13 protein-coding genes are annotated in these 18,647 nt (G+C 63.7%); 10 read left to right on the forward strand and 3 right to left on the reverse strand.

Going from position 1 to position 18,647, the window contains the following annotated elements; genetic code table 11:
- Positions 1-64 precede the first annotated feature (64 nt).
- The 3 genes from AB4Z00_RS04575 to AB4Z00_RS04585 all read left to right on the forward strand — a co-directional run bounded on the left by AB4Z00_RS04575 (position 65) and on the right by AB4Z00_RS04585 (position 5,952).
- Complete coding sequence (locus AB4Z00_RS04575; protein ID WP_442045101.1) at positions 65-3,139, forward strand: TonB-dependent receptor domain-containing protein; 3,075 nt, start codon at positions 65-67, stop codon at positions 3,137-3,139.
- 85 nt (positions 3,140-3,224) lie between these two features.
- The gene (locus AB4Z00_RS04580; protein WP_442045460.1) at positions 3,225-4,685 is read left to right on the forward strand and encodes an amidohydrolase; all 1,461 of its coding nucleotides are present in this window, start codon (positions 3,225-3,227) and stop codon (positions 4,683-4,685) included.
- A 1-nt stretch (position 4,686) separates the two neighbouring features.
- Entirely contained in the window at positions 4,687-5,952 is a 1,266-nt protein-coding gene (locus AB4Z00_RS04585) for an amidohydrolase family protein (RefSeq protein ID WP_442045102.1), read from the forward strand.
- A gap of 206 nt (positions 5,953-6,158) precedes the next feature.
- Here the strand turns inward: AB4Z00_RS04585 and AB4Z00_RS04590 are convergent, their stop codons facing one another.
- Both AB4Z00_RS04590 and AB4Z00_RS04595 read right to left on the reverse strand, forming a co-directional pair.
- The gene (locus AB4Z00_RS04590) at positions 6,159-7,517 is read right to left on the reverse strand and encodes a hypothetical protein (protein ID WP_442045103.1); all 1,359 of its coding nucleotides are present in this window, start codon (positions 7,515-7,517) and stop codon (positions 6,159-6,161) included.
- A gap of 180 nt (positions 7,518-7,697) precedes the next feature.
- Positions 7,698-9,275, reverse strand: a complete 1,578-nt coding sequence (locus AB4Z00_RS04595) for an aldehyde dehydrogenase (NADP(+)) (RefSeq protein WP_442045104.1) — start codon at positions 9,273-9,275, stop codon at positions 7,698-7,700.
- Between the two features lie 406 nt (positions 9,276-9,681).
- Between AB4Z00_RS04595 and AB4Z00_RS04600 the strand changes: the two genes are divergently transcribed.
- Both AB4Z00_RS04600 and AB4Z00_RS04605 read left to right on the forward strand, forming a co-directional pair.
- Complete coding sequence (locus AB4Z00_RS04600; protein WP_208324811.1) at positions 9,682-11,064, forward strand: MFS transporter; 1,383 nt, start codon at positions 9,682-9,684, stop codon at positions 11,062-11,064.
- Positions 11,065-11,248: 184 nt separating this feature from the next.
- Complete coding sequence (locus AB4Z00_RS04605) at positions 11,249-12,088, forward strand: IclR family transcriptional regulator (RefSeq protein WP_442045105.1); 840 nt, start codon at positions 11,249-11,251, stop codon at positions 12,086-12,088.
- A 4-nt stretch (positions 12,089-12,092) separates the two neighbouring features.
- Here AB4Z00_RS04605 and AB4Z00_RS04610 read toward each other — a convergent pair whose 3' ends face one another.
- Positions 12,093-12,839 carry an SDR family NAD(P)-dependent oxidoreductase gene (locus tag AB4Z00_RS04610; protein ID WP_442045106.1) on the reverse strand — a complete coding sequence of 249 codons (747 nt, stop codon included), beginning with the start codon at positions 12,837-12,839 and terminating at the stop codon, positions 12,093-12,095.
- A gap of 262 nt (positions 12,840-13,101) precedes the next feature.
- Between AB4Z00_RS04610 and AB4Z00_RS04615 the strand changes: the two genes are divergently transcribed.
- The 5 genes from AB4Z00_RS04615 to AB4Z00_RS04635 all read left to right on the forward strand — a co-directional run bounded on the left by AB4Z00_RS04615 (position 13,102) and on the right by AB4Z00_RS04635 (position 18,627).
- Positions 13,102-14,493, forward strand: coding sequence for an LLM class flavin-dependent oxidoreductase (locus tag AB4Z00_RS04615; RefSeq protein ID WP_442045107.1), 1,392 nt, complete (start codon positions 13,102-13,104; stop codon positions 14,491-14,493).
- Positions 14,494-14,506: 13 nt separating this feature from the next.
- Complete coding sequence (locus AB4Z00_RS04620; protein ID WP_134093630.1) at positions 14,507-15,451, forward strand: flavin reductase; 945 nt, start codon at positions 14,507-14,509, stop codon at positions 15,449-15,451.
- Positions 15,452-15,537: 86 nt separating this feature from the next.
- Positions 15,538-16,323: a 2-keto-4-pentenoate hydratase gene (locus AB4Z00_RS04625; protein ID WP_442045108.1), complete on the forward strand. Its 786-nt coding sequence runs from the start codon at positions 15,538-15,540 to the stop codon at positions 16,321-16,323.
- Positions 16,324-16,330: 7 nt separating this feature from the next.
- Positions 16,331-17,443, forward strand: coding sequence for a 3,4-dihydroxy-2-butanone-4-phosphate synthase (gene ribB / locus AB4Z00_RS04630; protein WP_442045109.1), 1,113 nt, complete (start codon positions 16,331-16,333; stop codon positions 17,441-17,443).
- 239 nt (positions 17,444-17,682) lie between these two features.
- The gene (locus AB4Z00_RS04635) at positions 17,683-18,627 is read left to right on the forward strand and encodes a DMT family transporter (protein WP_442045110.1); all 945 of its coding nucleotides are present in this window, start codon (positions 17,683-17,685) and stop codon (positions 18,625-18,627) included.
- Positions 18,628-18,647 lie beyond the last annotated feature (20 nt).

Raw genomic sequence — 18,647 nt, forward strand, 5'->3', positions numbered from 1 at the left:
AACTCGCGGACACCATAAACCGCGCGCCGGTCATGCGCGCGCAGATCAACAGGGACAGTTTCACATGCGTAATCGTCGCGCCTGTTTCAGGCAGGTTCTTCTTGCGTCTTCCGTACTCGGCCTGAGCCTGGCTCAGACCGCCCACGCCCAGGATGAGACCGAGGCATCGGACAGCGCCAAGGCCAGCGAGATCGTCGTCGTCGGCAGCCAGATCAAGGGGGCCAAGGTCAACGAAGCGCTCCCCGTGACGGTGGTGGACCGCGCGCAGATCGACGCGGTCGGCGCCGTCTCGGGGGATGAGCTGTTCCGCTCGATCCCGCAGATGGGCGACGTCTCCTTCAACAGCACCAATGGGGGCACCAGCAGCAACTTCGCGCGTGGCGATGTCGGCTCGGTCAACTTGCGCAATCTCGGCGTCGGCAATACGCTGGTCCTGCTGAACGGTCGCCGCGTCGTCCAGCATCCGGGCAGCCAGGCCGACGGCAATCTCGTGCCGGTCATCACGTACAACAGCAACGCCATTCCCGTCGCCGGGCTGGAGCGCCTCGAAGTGCTGCGCGACGGCGCGGCGGCGATCTACGGCACCGATGCCGTGGCGGGCGTTGTCAACACGGTGCTGAGGAGCGATATCGAGGGTGGCCACGTCGAAGTCCAGTACGGCGGCGCCGAGGGGACCGGGCTGCGCGAACTTCAGGTCAGCGGACTTGCCGGCCACAACTTCGCGGAAAATCGCGGAAACTTCACGCTCTCGTTCAGCTACACCGACCGCAGCGCGCTCGATTCCACCGATCAGGACTTCACCGCATCGGCAGACAAGCGTCCGCTGTTCGAGGGAACCCGGTTCGAAGGCGCCACCTCGCTGGACCGCCGCAGCACGCTGTCTCCCTGGGGTGATTTCCAGACTCCTGCCAGCTTCGGCACGGTCCGGGCGAACGGCACGGCACTGACGAACGCCTCGGGCCAGTTCCATATCCAGCCTACCACTAACGCCGGCTGCCAGATCGGCCTGGGCAACGGCATCTGCGTGGATGACGGCAACCGCGCGACAGGCGCGGCGGACCGCAATCTCCGCTCCGATGGCCAGGCGAACTATCCGCTCTCGGTCATTCCCTCGCTAAAGCGGATCAACCTGTTCACCACCGCGCACTACGATCTGACCGACGATCTGACGCTGTTCGGGGAAGCCGGCTACTACCTGGCGCAGACCGAAAGCGTACAGGACAGCGTGTTCTCGATCGGGTCGATCAAGATGACGATCCCGGCGTCGAACTACTGGAACCCGATCGGCGCCGCCACCCTGCCCGACGGTACGGCCAACCCCAACCGGATCGCCGGCCTGAACATCCCGGCGGCAGGCCTTCCGGTCACGATCAGCAACTATCGCTTCGGCGACCTCGGCCCGACGCGCGTGAAAGTCGAAAACCAGCAGACCCGCTTCCTGCTGGGCCTGCGCGGCACGTTCGGCAAGTTCAACTGGGAAACCGCCGGCCTCTACTCCGAAGCGACCGTCGTCGACCGCCAGACCGGTGTCAGCGCGACAGCGCTCCAGGCCAATCTCGCGCTTTCGACGCCCGATGCCTACAATCCCTTCAATGGCGGCAACCTCGCCAATCCCTCGGGCGTGGATACGACGCCGAGCAACCAGGCCGCTCTGGATGCCATCTCGGTCGTCGCCAAGCGGCGTGGCAAGACGACCCTCGCTCTCGGTGACTTCAAGATATCGACCCCGGACCTGGTGACGCTTCCGGGCGGCGACGTTGGCTTTGCCGCCGGCGTCGAACTGCGCCGCGACACCCAGCTCGATGATCGCGATTCCCGCGTGGACGGCACGATCACCTGGACCGACACGGTGACCGGCACCGTGCAGCCGAGCGACCTGTTCGGCGTAAGCCCCACGCCCGACACCTTCGGCGCGCGCACGGTCGGCTCGGCCTATGCGGAACTTGCCATCCCGCTGGTCTCGCCTGAAATGAACGTGCCGCTGGTGCGCAAGCTGGAAGTGCAGGTCGCCGGCCGCTACGAACATTACAGCGACTTCGGCAGCATCGCCAAGCCCAAGGTGGCCGCAGCCTGGGACGTGGTCGACGGCATCCGCCTTCGCGGCTCCTGGGCGCAGGGTTTCCGCGCCCCGAACCTGGAGCAGATGAACGCCTCCCTGGTGACCCGCGGCAATACCCGCACCGACTACGTGCGCTGCGAGGCCGACCTTCAGGCCGGACGCATCGCCTCGTTCTCCAATTGCTCGCAATCCTACGTCGCCACCGCGCAGCGCTCGGGTAATCCCGACCTGAAGCCGGAAACCTCGACAAACTGGTCTCTGGGCGCGGTACTGGAGCCCCGCTTCATTCCCTCGCGCTTCGGCGACTTCACGTTCACCGTCGATTACTGGCAGATCAAACAGAAGGGCATCGTCGGCCTGTTCGGTGAGGGCAATGCCCTGATCCTCGACTATCTGCTGCGTCAGCAGGGCTCGTCGAACCCCAACGTCGTCCGCCTCGCGCCGACGGCAGACGACGTGGCCCTGGTTGCGGGGACGGGCCTCGCCCCGGTCGGCGTCGTGCAGTACGTCAAGGACCAGTACGTCAATCTGCAACCACAGACAGTGCGCGGGCTGGACATGACCTTCGCCTGGCAGCTGCGCGACACGAGCGTTGGCAGCTTCGCCCTCAACGTCAATGCCGCGCGGCTGCTCAAGTACTACCGCGCGCCCTCGCCGGAAATCGCCGCACTGCTGGAAGCGCGGGACGCCGGCCAGATCAATGCCGGAACCGCGATCACCGGCGGAGGCGACCTGATACGCCAGGACGGACTGCCCAAATGGCGCGTCTCCGGCTCGCTGACCTGGAGCCTGGGCGGCCTGACGGTCGGCGCCTTCAGCCAATACATCAGCAGCGTGGAAGACACCGGGCTTACCGACGCCGATGGCAACAACTGGATCGTGAAGGGCCAGGTAACAGCCAACCTCTATCTCCAGTACGCTTTCCGCGACGGCACTCTGGAGGGCACGAGCTTCCGTATCGGCGCGCGCAACGTGACCAACGAGAAGCCGCCGCTGGATTCGGGCTCCTATGGCTACAACGGGGCCCTCTACCAGCCCTACGGTCGCTATTGGTACGCCAGCGTGCGCAAGTCGTTCTGATCGCCCTCGCCCGGTCTCTCAACCGCGACGCGAAAGAGACCGGTCACAATCACTCTTGTCGTCATAAGGAGAAGCGCACGTGCGCATCCGCAGCCACCTGACACCGACACAGCATCGTTCGAGGATCGCCCTTGCCAGCTCGGCGCTGGTCCTGACGTTGTCGCTTTCTGCCTGTGCCACCAACGGTAAGCAGACCCACCCCTCCACCGAAAGCGCGCCGATCGCCGGCACGGCGCCTGCCGCCGGTGCCACCGATCCCTATCCCAGCACCTACCGACCGCGCCCCTCGGTTACGACCGCGATCGTCAATGCCACGATCCTCACGGCGACCGGCCTCCAGATCGAGCACGGTACGGTGGTCATGGAGGGCGGCAGGATTCTCGCGGTCGGCGCCGACGTGGTGCCGCCTGCAGGCGCAGCGGTCATCGACGGCACCGGCAAGTGGGTGACGCCGGGCGTCATCGATGCCCACTCGCACCTCGGCGTGTTCCCCGCGCCCGGCGTCCAGGGCCATGCCGACGGCAACGAGAACATCGACCCCAACACCGCACAAGTCTGGGCCGAGCATTCGATCTGGCCGCAGGATCCCGTGTTCAACAAGGCCCGCGCCGGCGGCGTCACATCCCTGCTCATCCTGCCGGGCTCGGCCAATCTGTTCGGCGGGCGCGGCGTCACCGTCAAGAACGTGCCCGCCATAACCGAGCAGGCGATGAAGTTCCCCGGCGCGCCCTATGTGCTCAAGATAGCCTGCGGCGAGAACCCCAAGGGCCGCTACGGCAGCCGTGGCCGCGCGCCGGCGACCCGCATGGGCGAAGTCGCCGGATTCCGGAAGGCCTGGATCGATGCCGCCGAATATGCGCGCAAATGGGACGGCTATGAGCGCAAGCGCGAACGCGGCGAAGCCGCCGAAGCGCCCAAGCGCGATCTCGCGCTGGAGACCATGGCCGGCGTGCTCAAGGGCGAGATTCTCGTCCAGAACCACTGCTACCGTGCCGACGAGATGGCGGTGATGATCGATGTCTCGAAGGAATTCGGCTACAAGACCCGCGCCTTCCACCACGCGGTCGAGGCCTACAAGATTGCCGATCTTCTCAAGGAAAACGACATCTGCGTGGCCATCTGGGCGACACGCTGGGGCTTCAAGATGGAAGCCTATGACGGGATCGAGGAGAACGCGGCGATCCTGACCAAAAAAGGTGTCTGCGTAGCAATCCATTCGGACGAACAGCGTCTAACCCAGCGCCTCAACGTGGAGAGCGCCGTCGCGCTGGCGGCCGGTCGCCGCGCCGGGATCGACATTCCCGAAGCCGAGGCGGTGAAATGGTTCACAGCCAATCCGGCCCGGATCATGGGGATTGCGGACAGGACCGGCACTCTCGAACCCGGCAAGAACGCCGATGTCGTGCTGTGGACCCGTGACCCGTTCAGCGTCTACGCCATCGCCCAGAAAGTCTTCATCGACGGCGCGCTTGTCCACGATGCCGACGCGCCGCAGAACAACCATCGGTCCGACTTCGAACTTGGCCAACCGAACGGAGGGCTTTGACATGCTTCGCAGCTTCATCGGCAGCCTTGCCGTCACCGCCTCGCTTGCCGCGTTCCCGGTCCAGGCCGAAACCCTGGCCATCGTCAATGCCCATATCCTTACGCCCGGCCCGGTGGGAGAAGTGGACAGCGGCACGATCGTCGTCCGCGACGGCGTGATCGCCGCGGCCGGCAAGAGCGTCATCGCGCCATCGGGCGCGCGCATCATCGACGCCCAGGGCCATATCGTCACCCCCGGCCTGGTCGCGGTGAACACCGCGCTCGGCCTCGCCGAAGTAAGCTCGGTCAGCGGCACGCGGGACGATCGTAACCGCAACAAGCAGATCAGCGCTGCCTTCGATGTGCAATACGGACTCAACGGCAATTCCACCCTGATCCCGGTCGCCCGGCTTGGCGGCGTCACCAGCGCCATCGTCGTTCCGGGCTACGACGACCGCGATGAAGACCGCCAGCTTCCCTTTGGCGGACAGGCGGCAGCGATATCCCTCGGCCAAGGCGCGCGCCTGCTGCTCAAGGCGCGGGTCGGCATGGTGCTGGAGTTCGGCGAGGACGGCGCCACGCGCGCCGGCGGATCGCGCGCGGCGGAATTCGTGGAACTGCGCAGCCTGCTCGACAACGCAAAGTTCTACCGTGCACACAAGGCCGCCTACGACAGCGGCAACTTGCGCGACCTTGGCCTATCACGCCCGGACCTCGAAGCCCTGCTCCCGGTCCTCGACGGCACCGTACCGCTGATTGTCGACGTCCACCGGGCTTCCGACATTGCCGAGGTCTTGCGCCTGGCGAAGGAATATCGCCTCCGCGTGATCCTGAGCGGTGCCGAAGAAACTTGGATGGTAGCGTCGGAGATCGCGGCTGCGCGCGTCCCGGTCCTGCTCAACCCTACCGCCAACATCCCTCAGACTTTCGAACTGCTGGGCGCCACGCTGGAGAACGCCAGGCGATTGTCGGAAGCCGGCGTGGAGATCGCGGTTGAAGGCAATGACGGCGGCCCCCGCGTCCGGGACTTGCGCTACAACGCCGGTATCGCGGTCTCGCGCGGGCTTGCTTATGCGAAGGCGATCGAAGCAGTGACGCTCGCTCCGGCCCGGATCTTCGGACTGGACTCCCAGGTCGGCTCCATCGCCTCTGGAAAGCGTGCCGATCTCGTCATCTGGAGCGGCGATCCGCTGGAACCTCTCAGCGAAGCCCTGCGCATCTTCGTTGACGGTCAGGAACAGCCGCTGACCTCGCGAGCCGAGGAACTGCGCGATCGGTATCTGGACTGAAACTACCTGCCACGGGGGGAGAATCCTTCCCCTTGGCAGGTTCACCATGCGGAACAGAGAGATCAACTGGCGGGAGCGGCGTCTAATAACTCAGATGCCCGCTCTAATCCCCTTAGCGCGAATCCGTGATGGTCGATCTTGAACGGAGCAACCTCGAACACATCCCCTGACTATTGATCAGGCATCGGCCCTTCAGCCGGACTCGCTCAGAAATAATATCCAGCCATCACAAGTGCCGAAGCCTTCCAGCGATTGTCACCGCCTTGCGCACCGCCGGAAATGAACTGGCCCGCACCGACATAAGGATCGTTGCGGCCGACCAGAGCCTCGGTCCATACGCGGATGCGTCCCGTCGCCTTGTCGGTCCAGAAAGCACCAAGATTGAACCGCTGCGTATCGGCGAAGCCGGCCGCGTCCTTGAACACCCGCGCGTAACTGCCATAGAGGTTGACCTTCAGAGGAAAGCGGCCCGTCTCGATCGGATGGCTCAATTCCCCGAATACCATCGTGCTCTTGGCGGCGATATTGTACGACGAGTCATAATCGCCCACAGCAATCAGGTCGCTGCGCCCGGCATTGGCAGGATTGATGACCTGCCGTGCCACCAGCAGCTTCTTGCGCAGCGGCGTTGTTTCATCGGTCAGGCCAAGCGCATAGGCACGGCGCGAGCCTTCCCTGTTGGTATCGAAATTATGGACGTCCGAAAGCCAGGCAGAGCCTGTCAGGGTGAGCTTGCCGCGATCTGAGGAGGCGACTGCGTACTGAATTCGGCCAGCGACGATGTTGCGCTCCGCATTGCTCGAGGTGTCCGGCAGATAGGAATCACCGCGAACGATGTTGACGCTGTAGCGGGCACTGTCCCTGCTCTGCCCCATCACCGCCGGTCCGGTCGTCGGGAACAGACCTGCGGCGACGGAAACCTTGTCGCCTGTATGTGCGTAGCTGATCCCGACGTCGTATACCTCTTCAAGGCCGTAGACGAAGCCCATGCTGTTGTACCAGGACGATCCCCAGTAGCGGTCGTCGAACGGCACCGGCTGGAGCCCGACAGTCACTTTGTCCGAGGCGGAAAGTTTGGCACCGATATAAGCGTAGGCCGGGAAGTTGATCTCGCCGGGTATACCCTCGTAGCCGTTTTTGCGGCTGTAGATGAAGTTACCGCCATAGAAACGGTATTCAGCGGCGCCAAAGAAAGTCGACGAATCATAGTCCAGCTTCAGAATGACCGTATCGAAGGACAAGTGCGTCGAGGTCCGTCGCTGGCCGGAACTGCCCGCATCGTTAAAACGAACATCGACACGCCCGCGAATGCCTACACCCAGCTTCAGGTGACCATCCTTCTGCAGCGCTGGGTTGTCCGGCAACGATGGCGGAAGTGGAACCGCTGCTTCCCCCTTGCTGGAGGCATCCTGCGTAACAGGGCCTGCACCGGCCTGCGACTGCGAGGCAACCGGGTCGACCGGCGTGGCCGGTATGGCCGGCTCGACCGGCATAGCCGGCGGTGCTGCTGCTGGCTGGGCCTGCAAGGCTGAAGCAAATACCAGCGCGGGAACAACCATCAACATCCTGCGCACCCAGAGACGAGCGGCAGAAATGCGGCATTGGCTATCGGCCCGTTGCCGGGCAGGAGATCACAGGTCATCGAGGCTTCCTTCTCCCAGGTCGGCGATCTTGCGTCGCTCGTCCCGTATTTCCCGCGCGCCTCGGATCGACGCGCGGGCTGTTCCAATCTTCCTGTCGAAGCGTCAGAGCGTTTCCCGCTTGCCGTCGACGAGGCGTTCGACACCCAGCGGATTGTTCCACTTCAACGCGTCGGGCAGCAGCGTCTCGGGTAGATCCTGATAGCTGACGGGGCGGAGGAACCGGCGGATGGCCAAGCTTCCAACCGATGTCGTGCGACCGTCCGACGTCGCCGGGAACGGTCCGCCATGCACCATCGCATGACCGACTTCCACGCCGGTACCGAAGCCGTTGACCAGGATGCGCCCGACCCGTCGCTCCAGGATTGGCAGCAAGCGCCGCGCGAAATCGGTGTCGTCTTTGTCCAGGTGGATCGCGGCGGTCAATTGTCCTTCGAGGTGTTCGAGCACGCGGCGCAGCTCGGCTTCATCCGCGCACCGGACCACGAGCGCGGAGGCACCGAATATCTCGGCTTGCAGCGCGTCATGGACAAGGAAATCGGCGGCTTTCGCAACAAACAGCCCGGCCTGCCCCTGGTTGATTCCGCCTACAAGGCCGCGGGCAACCGTATCGACTGCCGGGTGGTCGGCGAGCAAGGCCGCACCGGCGCCATAGGCTTCGTGAATGCCGGAGGTCAGCATCGTTGCAGCGGGAGCGCCGCGCAGTTCGGACGCCGCCGCCTCGACGAATTGGTCCAGTCCCTGTCCCTCTACGGCCAGAACGAGTCCGGGGTTTGTGCAGAACTGCCCCGCACCCAGCGTGAGCGATGCCACGAAGGAGGTCGCGATTTCGGAACCGCGCGCCGCCAGAGCTTCAGGAAGCAGGATGACCGGATTGATACTGCTCATCTCGGCATAGACCGGGATGGGACGCGGGCGTTCGGCCGCAACTTTCATCAGCGCCGTCCCGCCCATCTGCGAACCGGTAAAGCCGACTGCGGCAATATGGGGATTGGCGACAAGCGCCTGAGCTTCCGCGATGCCGCTGGTGCCGATTAGCGAGAAAACGCCTTCCGGCAGGCCTGCGGATCGGACCGCCGCCTGGATCGCGCGGCCGATGAGTTCGGACGTTCCCGGATGGGCCGGATGCGCCTTGGCCACGACCGGGCAACCCGCCGCGAAAGCCGAAGCGGTGTCACCACCCGCTACCGAGAAGGCGAGCGGAAAATTGCTGGCGCCGAAGACTGCGACCGGGCCGATCGGGATGTTGCGCAGGCGCAGATCGACGCGAGGAAGCGGCGACCGTTCGGGCTGGGCAGGGTCGATGCGGACATCGAGGAAACCGCCATCGCGTACTACCGCCGCAAACATCCTGAGCTGGCCGACGGTACGACCGCGCTCGCCTTCCAGCCGGGGGCGGGGCAGGCCGCTTTCGGCCATGCAGCGCAGGATCAGATCGTCGCCGATCGCCAGGATATTCTCGGCAATCGCTTCCAGAAACGCCGCCCGGTGATCCAGCGACACTTCACGGAATTCATCGAAAGCTTCTGCGGCAAGCGTGCAGGCTGCGTCCACCTGGTCGATCGACGCGCCGCCGAAGGAGGGCGCCATGCTGTTTCCGGTAGTGGGATCGCTTGCTTCGAAGCTTCCACTCGTTCCGCGAATGGAACGCGCTCCCAGCAGCAGTTCGCCAGTAATACTCATGATTTTCCTTCCATCCTCTTGCCCTTGGGCGGACAGCATGAACCCGACTTTGCAGCGCGGGATCCTGCTTGTCGGACTCGTCATCCCACGGCTTGGCGCAGGACGGCGATGTACGCGTACGTACAACTTGAACCGGTCAATACGACGTTCATTTTTCGAACATGGCGTTCGTTATTAGAAAGCAATAGTCTGCGCCAAATTTGCCGTCAAGAGCGACGTGACGCAGGCGAGAAGCGCTTGACAGCCGACGCATTTGCTGATTGTTTTTCGAACGTAGCGTTTACTATGTGAACGGTCACCGCATTATCGGCAGCCTTGCGTGTCCCTCTGCAACGCTGCTCGGACAGCCATAACCGCAGCTGAAAGCGCGGAATTGATAACAATAAATGGGATAGGAGAAGTGGACTTGGCCAATGTACAATCGGTCGCTGCCATGCCAGCGACTCACCGCCCGGCACCCATGCCCCAGAAGCAACGCGCCTTCATCGCAAAGCTGACGCTCCTGATCTCGGGAGGCATGTTCATCGACGGCTTCATCCTCGGTGGGATCGGCATTGTGATGCCGGCCATGACGCGGGACATGAACCTCTCGCTGGTCTGGCAGGGCCTGATCGGCGCCTCGACCCTTATCGGCATTTTCATCGGCGGACCGCTCGGGGGATATCTCGCCGACAAAATCGGCCGCAAGCCGATGTTCACTATCGATATGGCTATTTTCCTTGTTGGGTCGGCCGCGCAATTCTTCGTCACTGACGCCTACCAGCTCTTCCTGGTGCGCACGCTCATGGGCGTTGCGATCGGTGCCGACTACGCGATCGGCTGGCCGATGCTCGCCGAATTCGCCCCGGCGCGCCTGCGCGGTCGCCTGCTTTCGATCCAGGAAGTCGGCTGGTATTTCGGTTTTCTCGTCGCCTATGCGCTGGGCTGGGCCCTGACCGTTTACGACCTCGCCGGGTGGAACGTCATTCTGGGGCTCAGCACGGTACCCACCCTGATCGTTCTCCTGTTGCGCCTCGGCACTCCGGAATCTCCTCGCTGGCTGATGAGCAAGGGCCGCCGCGAGGAAGCCATCGAGATCGCCCGTGAATACATGTGCGAGGAAGGCCAGCGCGACATTCACGGCCAGGAACCCACCGAGGCCCTTGGCTTCAAACATCTCTTCTCGCCCGACTATATCCGCGCGACGATCTTCATCTCGGTTTTCTGGGTCTGCAACGTAACCCCCTATTTCGCCATCGGCACGTTCGCGCCGATCGTGCTTGAACATATCGGCCTGAAGGACGGCTTGACCGGCGGCCTGGCTCTCAACGGCCTTGCCCTTATCGGCACCTTCTTCGCCGCTTTCTTCATCGAGCGCCTCGGCCGCCGCAAGCTGGCGATCCCGCCGTTCTACATCTCCACCCTGGCCTTGCTCGCCATCGCACTGGTGGCAAACCCCTCGCCAGCCCTGATCGTCTTCTGCTTCCTGACCTTCTCGTTCGTGAACGCGGTGTCGACCACCCTCACCGGCGTCTATCCCGGTGAAGTGTTCCCCACTGAGATCCGCGGCGTCGGCGTCGGCTTCGCAACGGCGGTCTCGCGCGTCGGCGCTGCGGCCGGCACATTCCTCCTGCCCTTGTCGATGGAATCGCTCGGCACGTCCGGCACGATGATCATCGCCGCCGCCATCTGCCTTGTCGGCGGGGTCGTTTCGCACATCCTGGCGCCGGAAACGAAGGGCAAACTGCTCAGCGAGACCTCGGCGTCGACGCGCAAGCGACCGCAGAACGCAGCGGCCGAGCCCGCTTAGGCCTGGCTATCCCGCCACCCACTTCGGCCTTCCCCTTTCACGCCCTGGGGGAGGTCGTTTTTTTTGGCCTATATCCGACCTCTGCCAACCCATTGGCCCAAGGCCAGCGCTCACTCCCCGACTTGATCGCCGTGGCGCTTTGCCCCATCTGGAAGAGGCAACCAACTGGAGGACAGGACCAACTGTGTCGGAACCGAGCGAAATCGATGTCGAAACCGCCGACATGACAAATGGCGGCGAGACGGCGTCCGACGCGGTCGAAACCACCGAGCTTACCAACAAGTCGGTCATCAAGGCCGCAACGATCCTCAACGAACTGGGTCGCTTTCCGGCCGGAATAACCGTGACCGAACTTGCGCAGCATGTGCGAATGTCGCGTCCCACCGCATTTCGCCTTCTCCTCAGCCTGGAACAGACCGGCTTCGTCGAACGGCTCGACAACAAGTACAAGCTGGGTTGGAAGATCGCTCGGCTAGGCCGCCTTGCAGATCCCCATCAGGGCATCATCGCCCGCGTTCAGCCTATCCTCAAGGCCTTGGCAGACGGCCTCAACGAGATGGTGGGCTATGCCGTCGTCAACGGAGAAGCGGATTTCGACCTGATCGCAGAGGCGCATTCCAACCGGCTCATAACGCTCTCGCAGGGTTATGTGGGGCGTGATTTTCCGATCCATGCCAGCGCCACCGGGAAGCAGGTTCTTGCCGACCTGAACGACGAGCGTATCGAGGCGATTATGCCCAGGACACTCGAGCGCTTCGCCAGCAAGACCATTACCGATCGCAAGAAACTGATCCGAGATCTCCACGAGGTGCGCGAGCGCGGCTATGCCATCGTCGATGACGAGTTGGAGGAAAGCCTCTTCGCCATGTCGGTCCCGGTCCATGATGAACTCGGGCATTTCATCGGCGTTCTGTCGGTTACAGGCCCTTCCGAACGCATGAGGAGCCGCCCACTGGACGATCTTGCCGCGCAGCTGCGACAAACGGCGAGCGAGATCGCGCGGGCTCTCGCTCCCGGCAAATAATAAGTTACAGCGAACCGGATGGCAGGCTAAGCTTCGCCATCCGGCCGCCGTCTACGGGATAGACCTGCCCGGTAACGAACCGCGCTTCATCCGAAGCCAGGAATGCCACGAGATTGGCGACATCCTGGGGAGAGCCGGTATGCCCGGCAGGGTGTATGCGTGCGATCTCACGGCGAAACGCCACCGGATCGGGCATGGCTTCGATGAAGGCCTCGTTCAGTTCCGTATCGATCCAGCCCGGCGCCACGGCATTGCAGCGAATGCCTTCGTGCCCGTGATCGATGGCGACGGCCCGGGTCAGCCCGTGCAGGCCGGCCTTCGACGCGCAATAGGCGGCATGGCCGGGATTGGCACCGAGACCCTCTATCGAACCAACGTTGACGATGCTGCCCTGGGTCTCGCGAAGATGCGGCAGGACCGCCTGGATCATCAGGAACGGCGCCGTGAGGTTGATGGCCAAAGTCTGGTTCCAGGCCTCCAGCGTCATTTCCTCGATCGCGCTTTCGACCATGACCCCGGCATTGTTGACCAGAACGTCCAGCCTTCCTGCGCGGGTCAGAACATGATCGATCACCCTGCGCGGACCTGTCGGATCCGAAAAATCGACTGATACGCCGGAAAACTCCGCATCCTCACCGCGCTGGGCGGTCACTACCAGCGCGCCTTCGCTCCGCAGTTTCTGCGCGATGCTGCGTCCAATTCCGGATCGCCCGCCGGTGACGAGCGCCACCTTTCCTTCAAATCGCTTCATCCGTTTTGCTCTCTCTCAAATGGCTGGGTTTCTGATGCAAGGCAGGGACCAGCTTAAGTCTGCGGCTTGACGGCTCGATTCGTCTCTCTCGTCGGATCTTTCTCGAGAACGAGTTCCGTTAATCCGAAAAATTACCCGATTTTCAGTCTGTTCGGCCTGACTGCGCGCCTGAGCCTAATTCTTGACGCGACTCTCTCCTAGGGATATTACGTTCATATCTCAAACATCACGTTCAATTATAGAACGCACTGGAGAGGCTGACATGACCAAGCAGATGAAGCTGTTCGCGTTCGACTTCAACGGCCCGAGCCACCTTTCGGCCGGGCTTTGGCGTCACCCCGAAGATCGCGGCCGCGAGTACAAGTCGGTCCACTACTGGGTCGAATTTGCACAGATGCTGGAGAAAGCCTGCTTTGACGGCGTCTTCTTCGCGGACAATGTCGGCTATCACGACATCTATCGCGGCAACGTGGACGCAGCGCTCAAGGACTGCGCGCAGATCCCCGCCAACGATCCGTCCTATGTCGTCACCGCCATGGCGGCCGCAACCAGGAACCTCGGCTTCGGCGTTACTTCGACGACGGCCTACGACCATCCCTACAGCCTTGCCCGCAAGTTCGCGACGCTCGACCACCTGACCGACGGCCGCATCGGCTGGAATGTGGTGACCTCCTACGCCCAGAGCGCGGCGCGCAACCTCGGAACCGGCACCCAGCGTTCGCACGACGACCGCTATGCGATGGCTGCCGAGTTCATCGACGTCGCGCTGAAGCTCTGGGAAGGTTCGTGGGAAGACAGCGCCGCCGTTGCCGATGCCGCGACCTCCACTTACGTCGATCCCTCCCGCGTCCATGAGATCGGCCATCAGGGCGAATATTTCTCGGTCCCCGGCATCTTCCTGTGTGAACCTTCGCCGCAGCGTACCCCGGTGATCTTCCAGGCCGGCGGTTCGAGCCAGGGCGTCGCCCTCGCCGCCGCGACCGCTGAAGCCGTGTTCACCAATGCCACGTCGAAGACCGGTCTCAAGAAGCAGGTCGACGCCGTGCGCGCGAAGGCCGCCGAAGCGGGCCGCGATCCAAGCCACGTCGCCGTCGTCCAGATGATGACCGTCGTCACCGGCGCCACCGATGCCGAAGCCCAGGAACGCTACGAACAGTACAAGAGCCTGGTCGACTACGAAGGCGCGATGGCGCGCTACAGCGGCTGGTCCGGCCTCGACATGTCCACCTTCGATCCCGACGTGCCGCTGCGCCATGTGAAGACCAATGCCGGTCAGACCATGGTCGACCTCTTCTCGAAGATGGACCCGACCAAGGAGTGGACCCCGCGCGACATCGCCGAATACATCGGCATCGGCGGTACCTCGCCGACGCTTGTGGGCGGCCCGGAAAGCATTGCCGACCAGCTCGCCTCCTGGGTCGAGGACACCGGCATCGACGGCTTCAACCTCGGCTACGGCGTGAAGTACCAGGACCTCAAGAACTTCGCCGACTATGTCGTACCCGTTCTCCAGAAGCGCGGCCAGATGCGCACGCAGTACGATGGCTCGACCCTGCGCGAGAACATTTTCGGTGCTGGACAGGCTCGCCTGGCCGCCGATCATCCGGGTGCGGCGATCGCTCGCGATCTGTCGCGCACTCCTGAAAACGCCTGAGCCGGAGTCCGCCATGGCGAGCATTCCTCCATCACCTGCGGCATTCTCGGCGGCGGAACAGCGCAAGCTCTTTGCACTGCTCCCCACCGGGGTCGTCGCGATCACCGGCCGCACCGAGGACGACAAGCCCACCGGCTTCGTCGTCGGCACCTTCCAGTCGCTTTCGCTCGATCCGGCCCTCGTCACCTTCTGCGTCGACAAGTCCTCCAGCACCTGGCCGGTGCTGCGGGCAAGCGCGAAGTTCACGGCAAACATCCTGTCCGTGGGCCAGGAAGGCATCTGCAAGGCGCTCGGCCGCAAGGGCGAGGACAAGTTCCAGGGCCTCACCTATGACGACAGCGCGATCGGCACGCCGCGACTGCCCGATGCGGCCGCCTGGCTCGACTGCCGGGTGCTATCCGAAGTCGTCGCCGGCGATCATTTCGTGATTATCGCCACGATCGCCGCCATGGACGTCGGCCGCGGCAATTCGTTGGTCTTCTGCGAGGGCAAGCTGGGCAGCTATCAGGCTCCGCAAGCTGCCGAGCCCGCCGCAGCGCCGTCGCAGCCGGAAATGGTCGCGCGCATCGAGAAGGCCTGGATCAGTGCCTGGGGCGACGGCAACACTGCCGCCTTCGAGGCGATCGTGGCCCCCGGCTACGTCCGCCACTCCAAGGACGGTCATAAGGTCAACCTGCCCGAACTGATCGGCCAGATCGAAACCTCTCATGCCGCCTTCGGCGAATTCAACGTCGAAGTGCTCCATGCCGTGGCGCAGGACGACATGATCGCGCTGCACTGGCGCACTACCGCCCGTCACACCGGCGCTTTCATGGACGTCCCGGCCACCGGCCGCGAAGTCGTGGTCCACGGCGCCTCGTTCCTGCGCCACCAGGGCGGCCGGATCGTCGAGGAATGGGTGGCCTGGGATCCGCGCGAAATGCTTTCCGCGATGAAGATCTGGCACCTCGGAGCCTGAACCCGGGCGCCGAACCGAACAACTGCACGAGCCCAGCCCCCATCGTCCCTGCGACAAGCCCGGGCTCAGAACCGAAGGATCATACCATGTCGATCAACGTCGAAGCCATTGCCGAGACTCTCATCGCCGCGCGTGACGCCGGCCAGCCGGTCAAGGAACTCGTCGCGCCGGGCACGCAGGGCAGCATTGCCGATGCCGTCCGCGTCCAGCAGGAAGTCGTCCGCCGCACCGTCGCGCGCGGCGACAAGATCGTCGGCTTCAAGCTCGGCAACATCGCCAAGGCCATGCAGACCAAATTCGGCGTCGATCAGCCCGATTTCGGTCCCCTGCAGCACAGCCTGTTCCTGCCCGAGAACCTGCGCGTACCGGCGTCGAGCTTCATCGCGCCCTTCGTGGAGCTGGAACCCGCCTTCGTGCTCAAGCGCGACCTCGGCGGCGCTCATGTCACCGTAGCCGACGTCATCTCGGCCACCGACTACGTCCTGCCTTCTCTCGAAATCATCGACTCCCGCGTCAAGGACTGGAAGATCACCATCTTCGAAACCCTGTGCGACGGCGGCTCGACCGGTGCGGTGATCCTCGGCGCCCAGCCGCGCAAGCTCAGCGAACTCAATCTCTCCGACATGAACGGCGAGATCCTCTACGACGGCGAGCAGGTCGCCCAAGGCAACACCGCCGCGATCTACGGCAACCCGGTCGCTGCAATCGCCTGGCTCTGCCGCCGCGTCGCGGAGTTCGGCGTCGATTTCAAGGCCGGCGACGTGATCCTGCCGGGCAGCTGCCTCGCCGCCGTCGCGCTTGAGCCGGGCCGCCGCGTCACCGGCCGCTTCGCCGGCTGGGGCGACGTTTCCTTCGATTACACTGCGGAGTAGGATCGCCATGACCGTCGCGACTTTGACGCATACCCGTCCCGCGGCCCTCGTCGGGATCGAAGAGATCATCGAAGAGGCCCGCCAGGGGCGCATGTTCATCCTAGTCGACGACGAGGACCGGGAGAACGAGGGAGACCTCGTGATCCCGGCCCAGATGGCGACCCCGGAAAAGATCAACTTCATGGCCACCCATGGCCGGGGCCTCATCTGTCTTGCCCTCTCGAAGGCGCGAGCCGAAATCCTCGGGCTGGAACTCCAGACCAAGAACAACGGCACCCGTCACGAGACGGCCTTCACTACCTCGATCGAGGCGCGCGTCGGCGTTACCACGGGCATTTCCGCCGCGGACCGCGCGCGGACGATCTCGGTGGCGATCAATGCTTTCAATGGACGTGACGATATCGTCACGCCGGGCCATGTCTTTCCGCTGGTCGCCCGCGTCGGCGGCGTGCTGGTGCGGCCCGGCCATACCGAGGCGGCGGTCGACGTCTCGCGGCTGGCCGGCCTCAACGCCTCGGGCGTGATCTGCGAGATCATGAACGACGACGGGACAATGGCCCGGTTCGACGATCTCATGATTTTTGCAGCCCGGCACGATCTCAAGGTCGGCACGATCCGGGACCTGATTGCCTATCGCCGCCGCCATGACAGTCTCGTGGAAAAACGGTCGCAAACCGCCTTCGACTCCCGCTGGGGCGGCACTTGGCGCGCTATCACGTTCGCGAACCGCGCCACTGGTACGGAGCAGGTTGCGCTGGTCAAGGGCGAGATCGATCCTACCAGGCCCACCCCCGTGCGCCTTCACGCCGTTTCCGTCCTTGCCGATCTGTACGGCGCCGGCACCGGCGTGGGAGGACTTGAACAGTCCATGCGCATGATCGCCGAGGAAGGCCGGGGCATCCTTATGCCTCTGCGCGGGGAACTCCATCCCGGGTCCCTTCACGAACGCGGCGAACAGGATGCGGCCGACTATGCCATGGCAGCCATGATCCTGACCGAACTGGGGGCCGGGCAGGTTTCCCTGTTGGCGGATTCCCCGCATGAACGGGCCGCGCTGGGAAGATACGGCATTGGCATTGCGGAGGAGCAGGCGCTCCCCATTGCCAGGCCCGTGCAATGACCGTACTGGCGCCGGCCCTACTGGCAGTTCACCATATGCTGACGTTGTTCGAAATCGACCCATCAAGCTGCAATGCGAGCCGTGACAGGTGTGGGTTGGCGCGGGGCGAAACACGCAGATCGGCTACCGCTGGAATCGGGTCGCCGGCTCTATCGGCAGCGATCCTCTACTCTTCACACAAATAGCGCGGCGATCGCTCGAAACATCGCAAAAACAGCCCCGGGAGAGGCGAACGCGTGATGCTTACCGATACTGGCCTTTCGCCGGAGACTTTTGAGGTGCCGCACAGGCACCGATCGCCGACCGACTGGAAAGCGTGGCTGCTGCTGACGGTTCTGCTCGTGTGCTGGAGTTCCGGCTTCATCGGCATGCGTTTCGCGGTCGGCCATGCCCCGGTCTCGCTGATCCTGCTTTGGCGCAACCTGATCGCGGGACTGGTCCTGCTGCCTTTCGCACTGCTGACCGGTCCCCGCCTGACTTTACAGGTCCTGGTGGTGCAATCCATCATCGGGTTGTTCGCGATGGCGGGTTACATGCTTGGCTTTGCCTATGCCATCGATGAAGGCGTGCCGACCGGCCTCGTCGCACTCATCGCCGACATGCTGCCCCTGGCGATCGTGCTGATTTCGATACCCTTGCTGGGCCAGGTCATCGCGCGGGGGGAATGGCTCGGGATGGCTATTGCCGTGCTGGGCGTACTCATGGTTTCGGCCGGGGCCCTTCACGCAGGGGATGCGCCAATCTGGGCCTATGTGCTGCCGATATTGGGAATGCTGTCTCTCGCCTTCGTGACGGTTTCACAAAAGCGCTGGCCCGCATCGGTACTGCCGATCCACCAGACCCTGTGCATCCAGTCCCTCGTCAGTGCCGCGCTGTTCCTGCTCATCTGCTGGCGCGGCGGCAGGATCGCGCCGCCGCTGGAATCGGGATTCTGGATCGGCGTTCTCTGGCTCATCGTGCTTGCCACCTTTGCGGGATATGGACTCTATTACTTCTCCCTCGCCAGGCTTTCGCCTGCTCGGGTCAGCAGTGTTCTCTACCTCAGCCCTCCCGTGACAATGATCTGGGCCCGCGCGATGTTCGGAGAGCCGCTGTCGCTGGCCATGGGCCTGGGAATGGCGGTGACGCTCGCCGGAATCGTCATCGTGTCGCGGTATCAGGGCGAGGCTCATTCCGGTGTTTGATCGATCGGTCATCCAGCCCC

The sequence above is a fragment of the Novosphingobium sp. YAF33 genome, assembly GCF_052113265.1.
Classification (GTDB): domain Bacteria; phylum Pseudomonadota; class Alphaproteobacteria; order Sphingomonadales; family Sphingomonadaceae; genus Novosphingobium.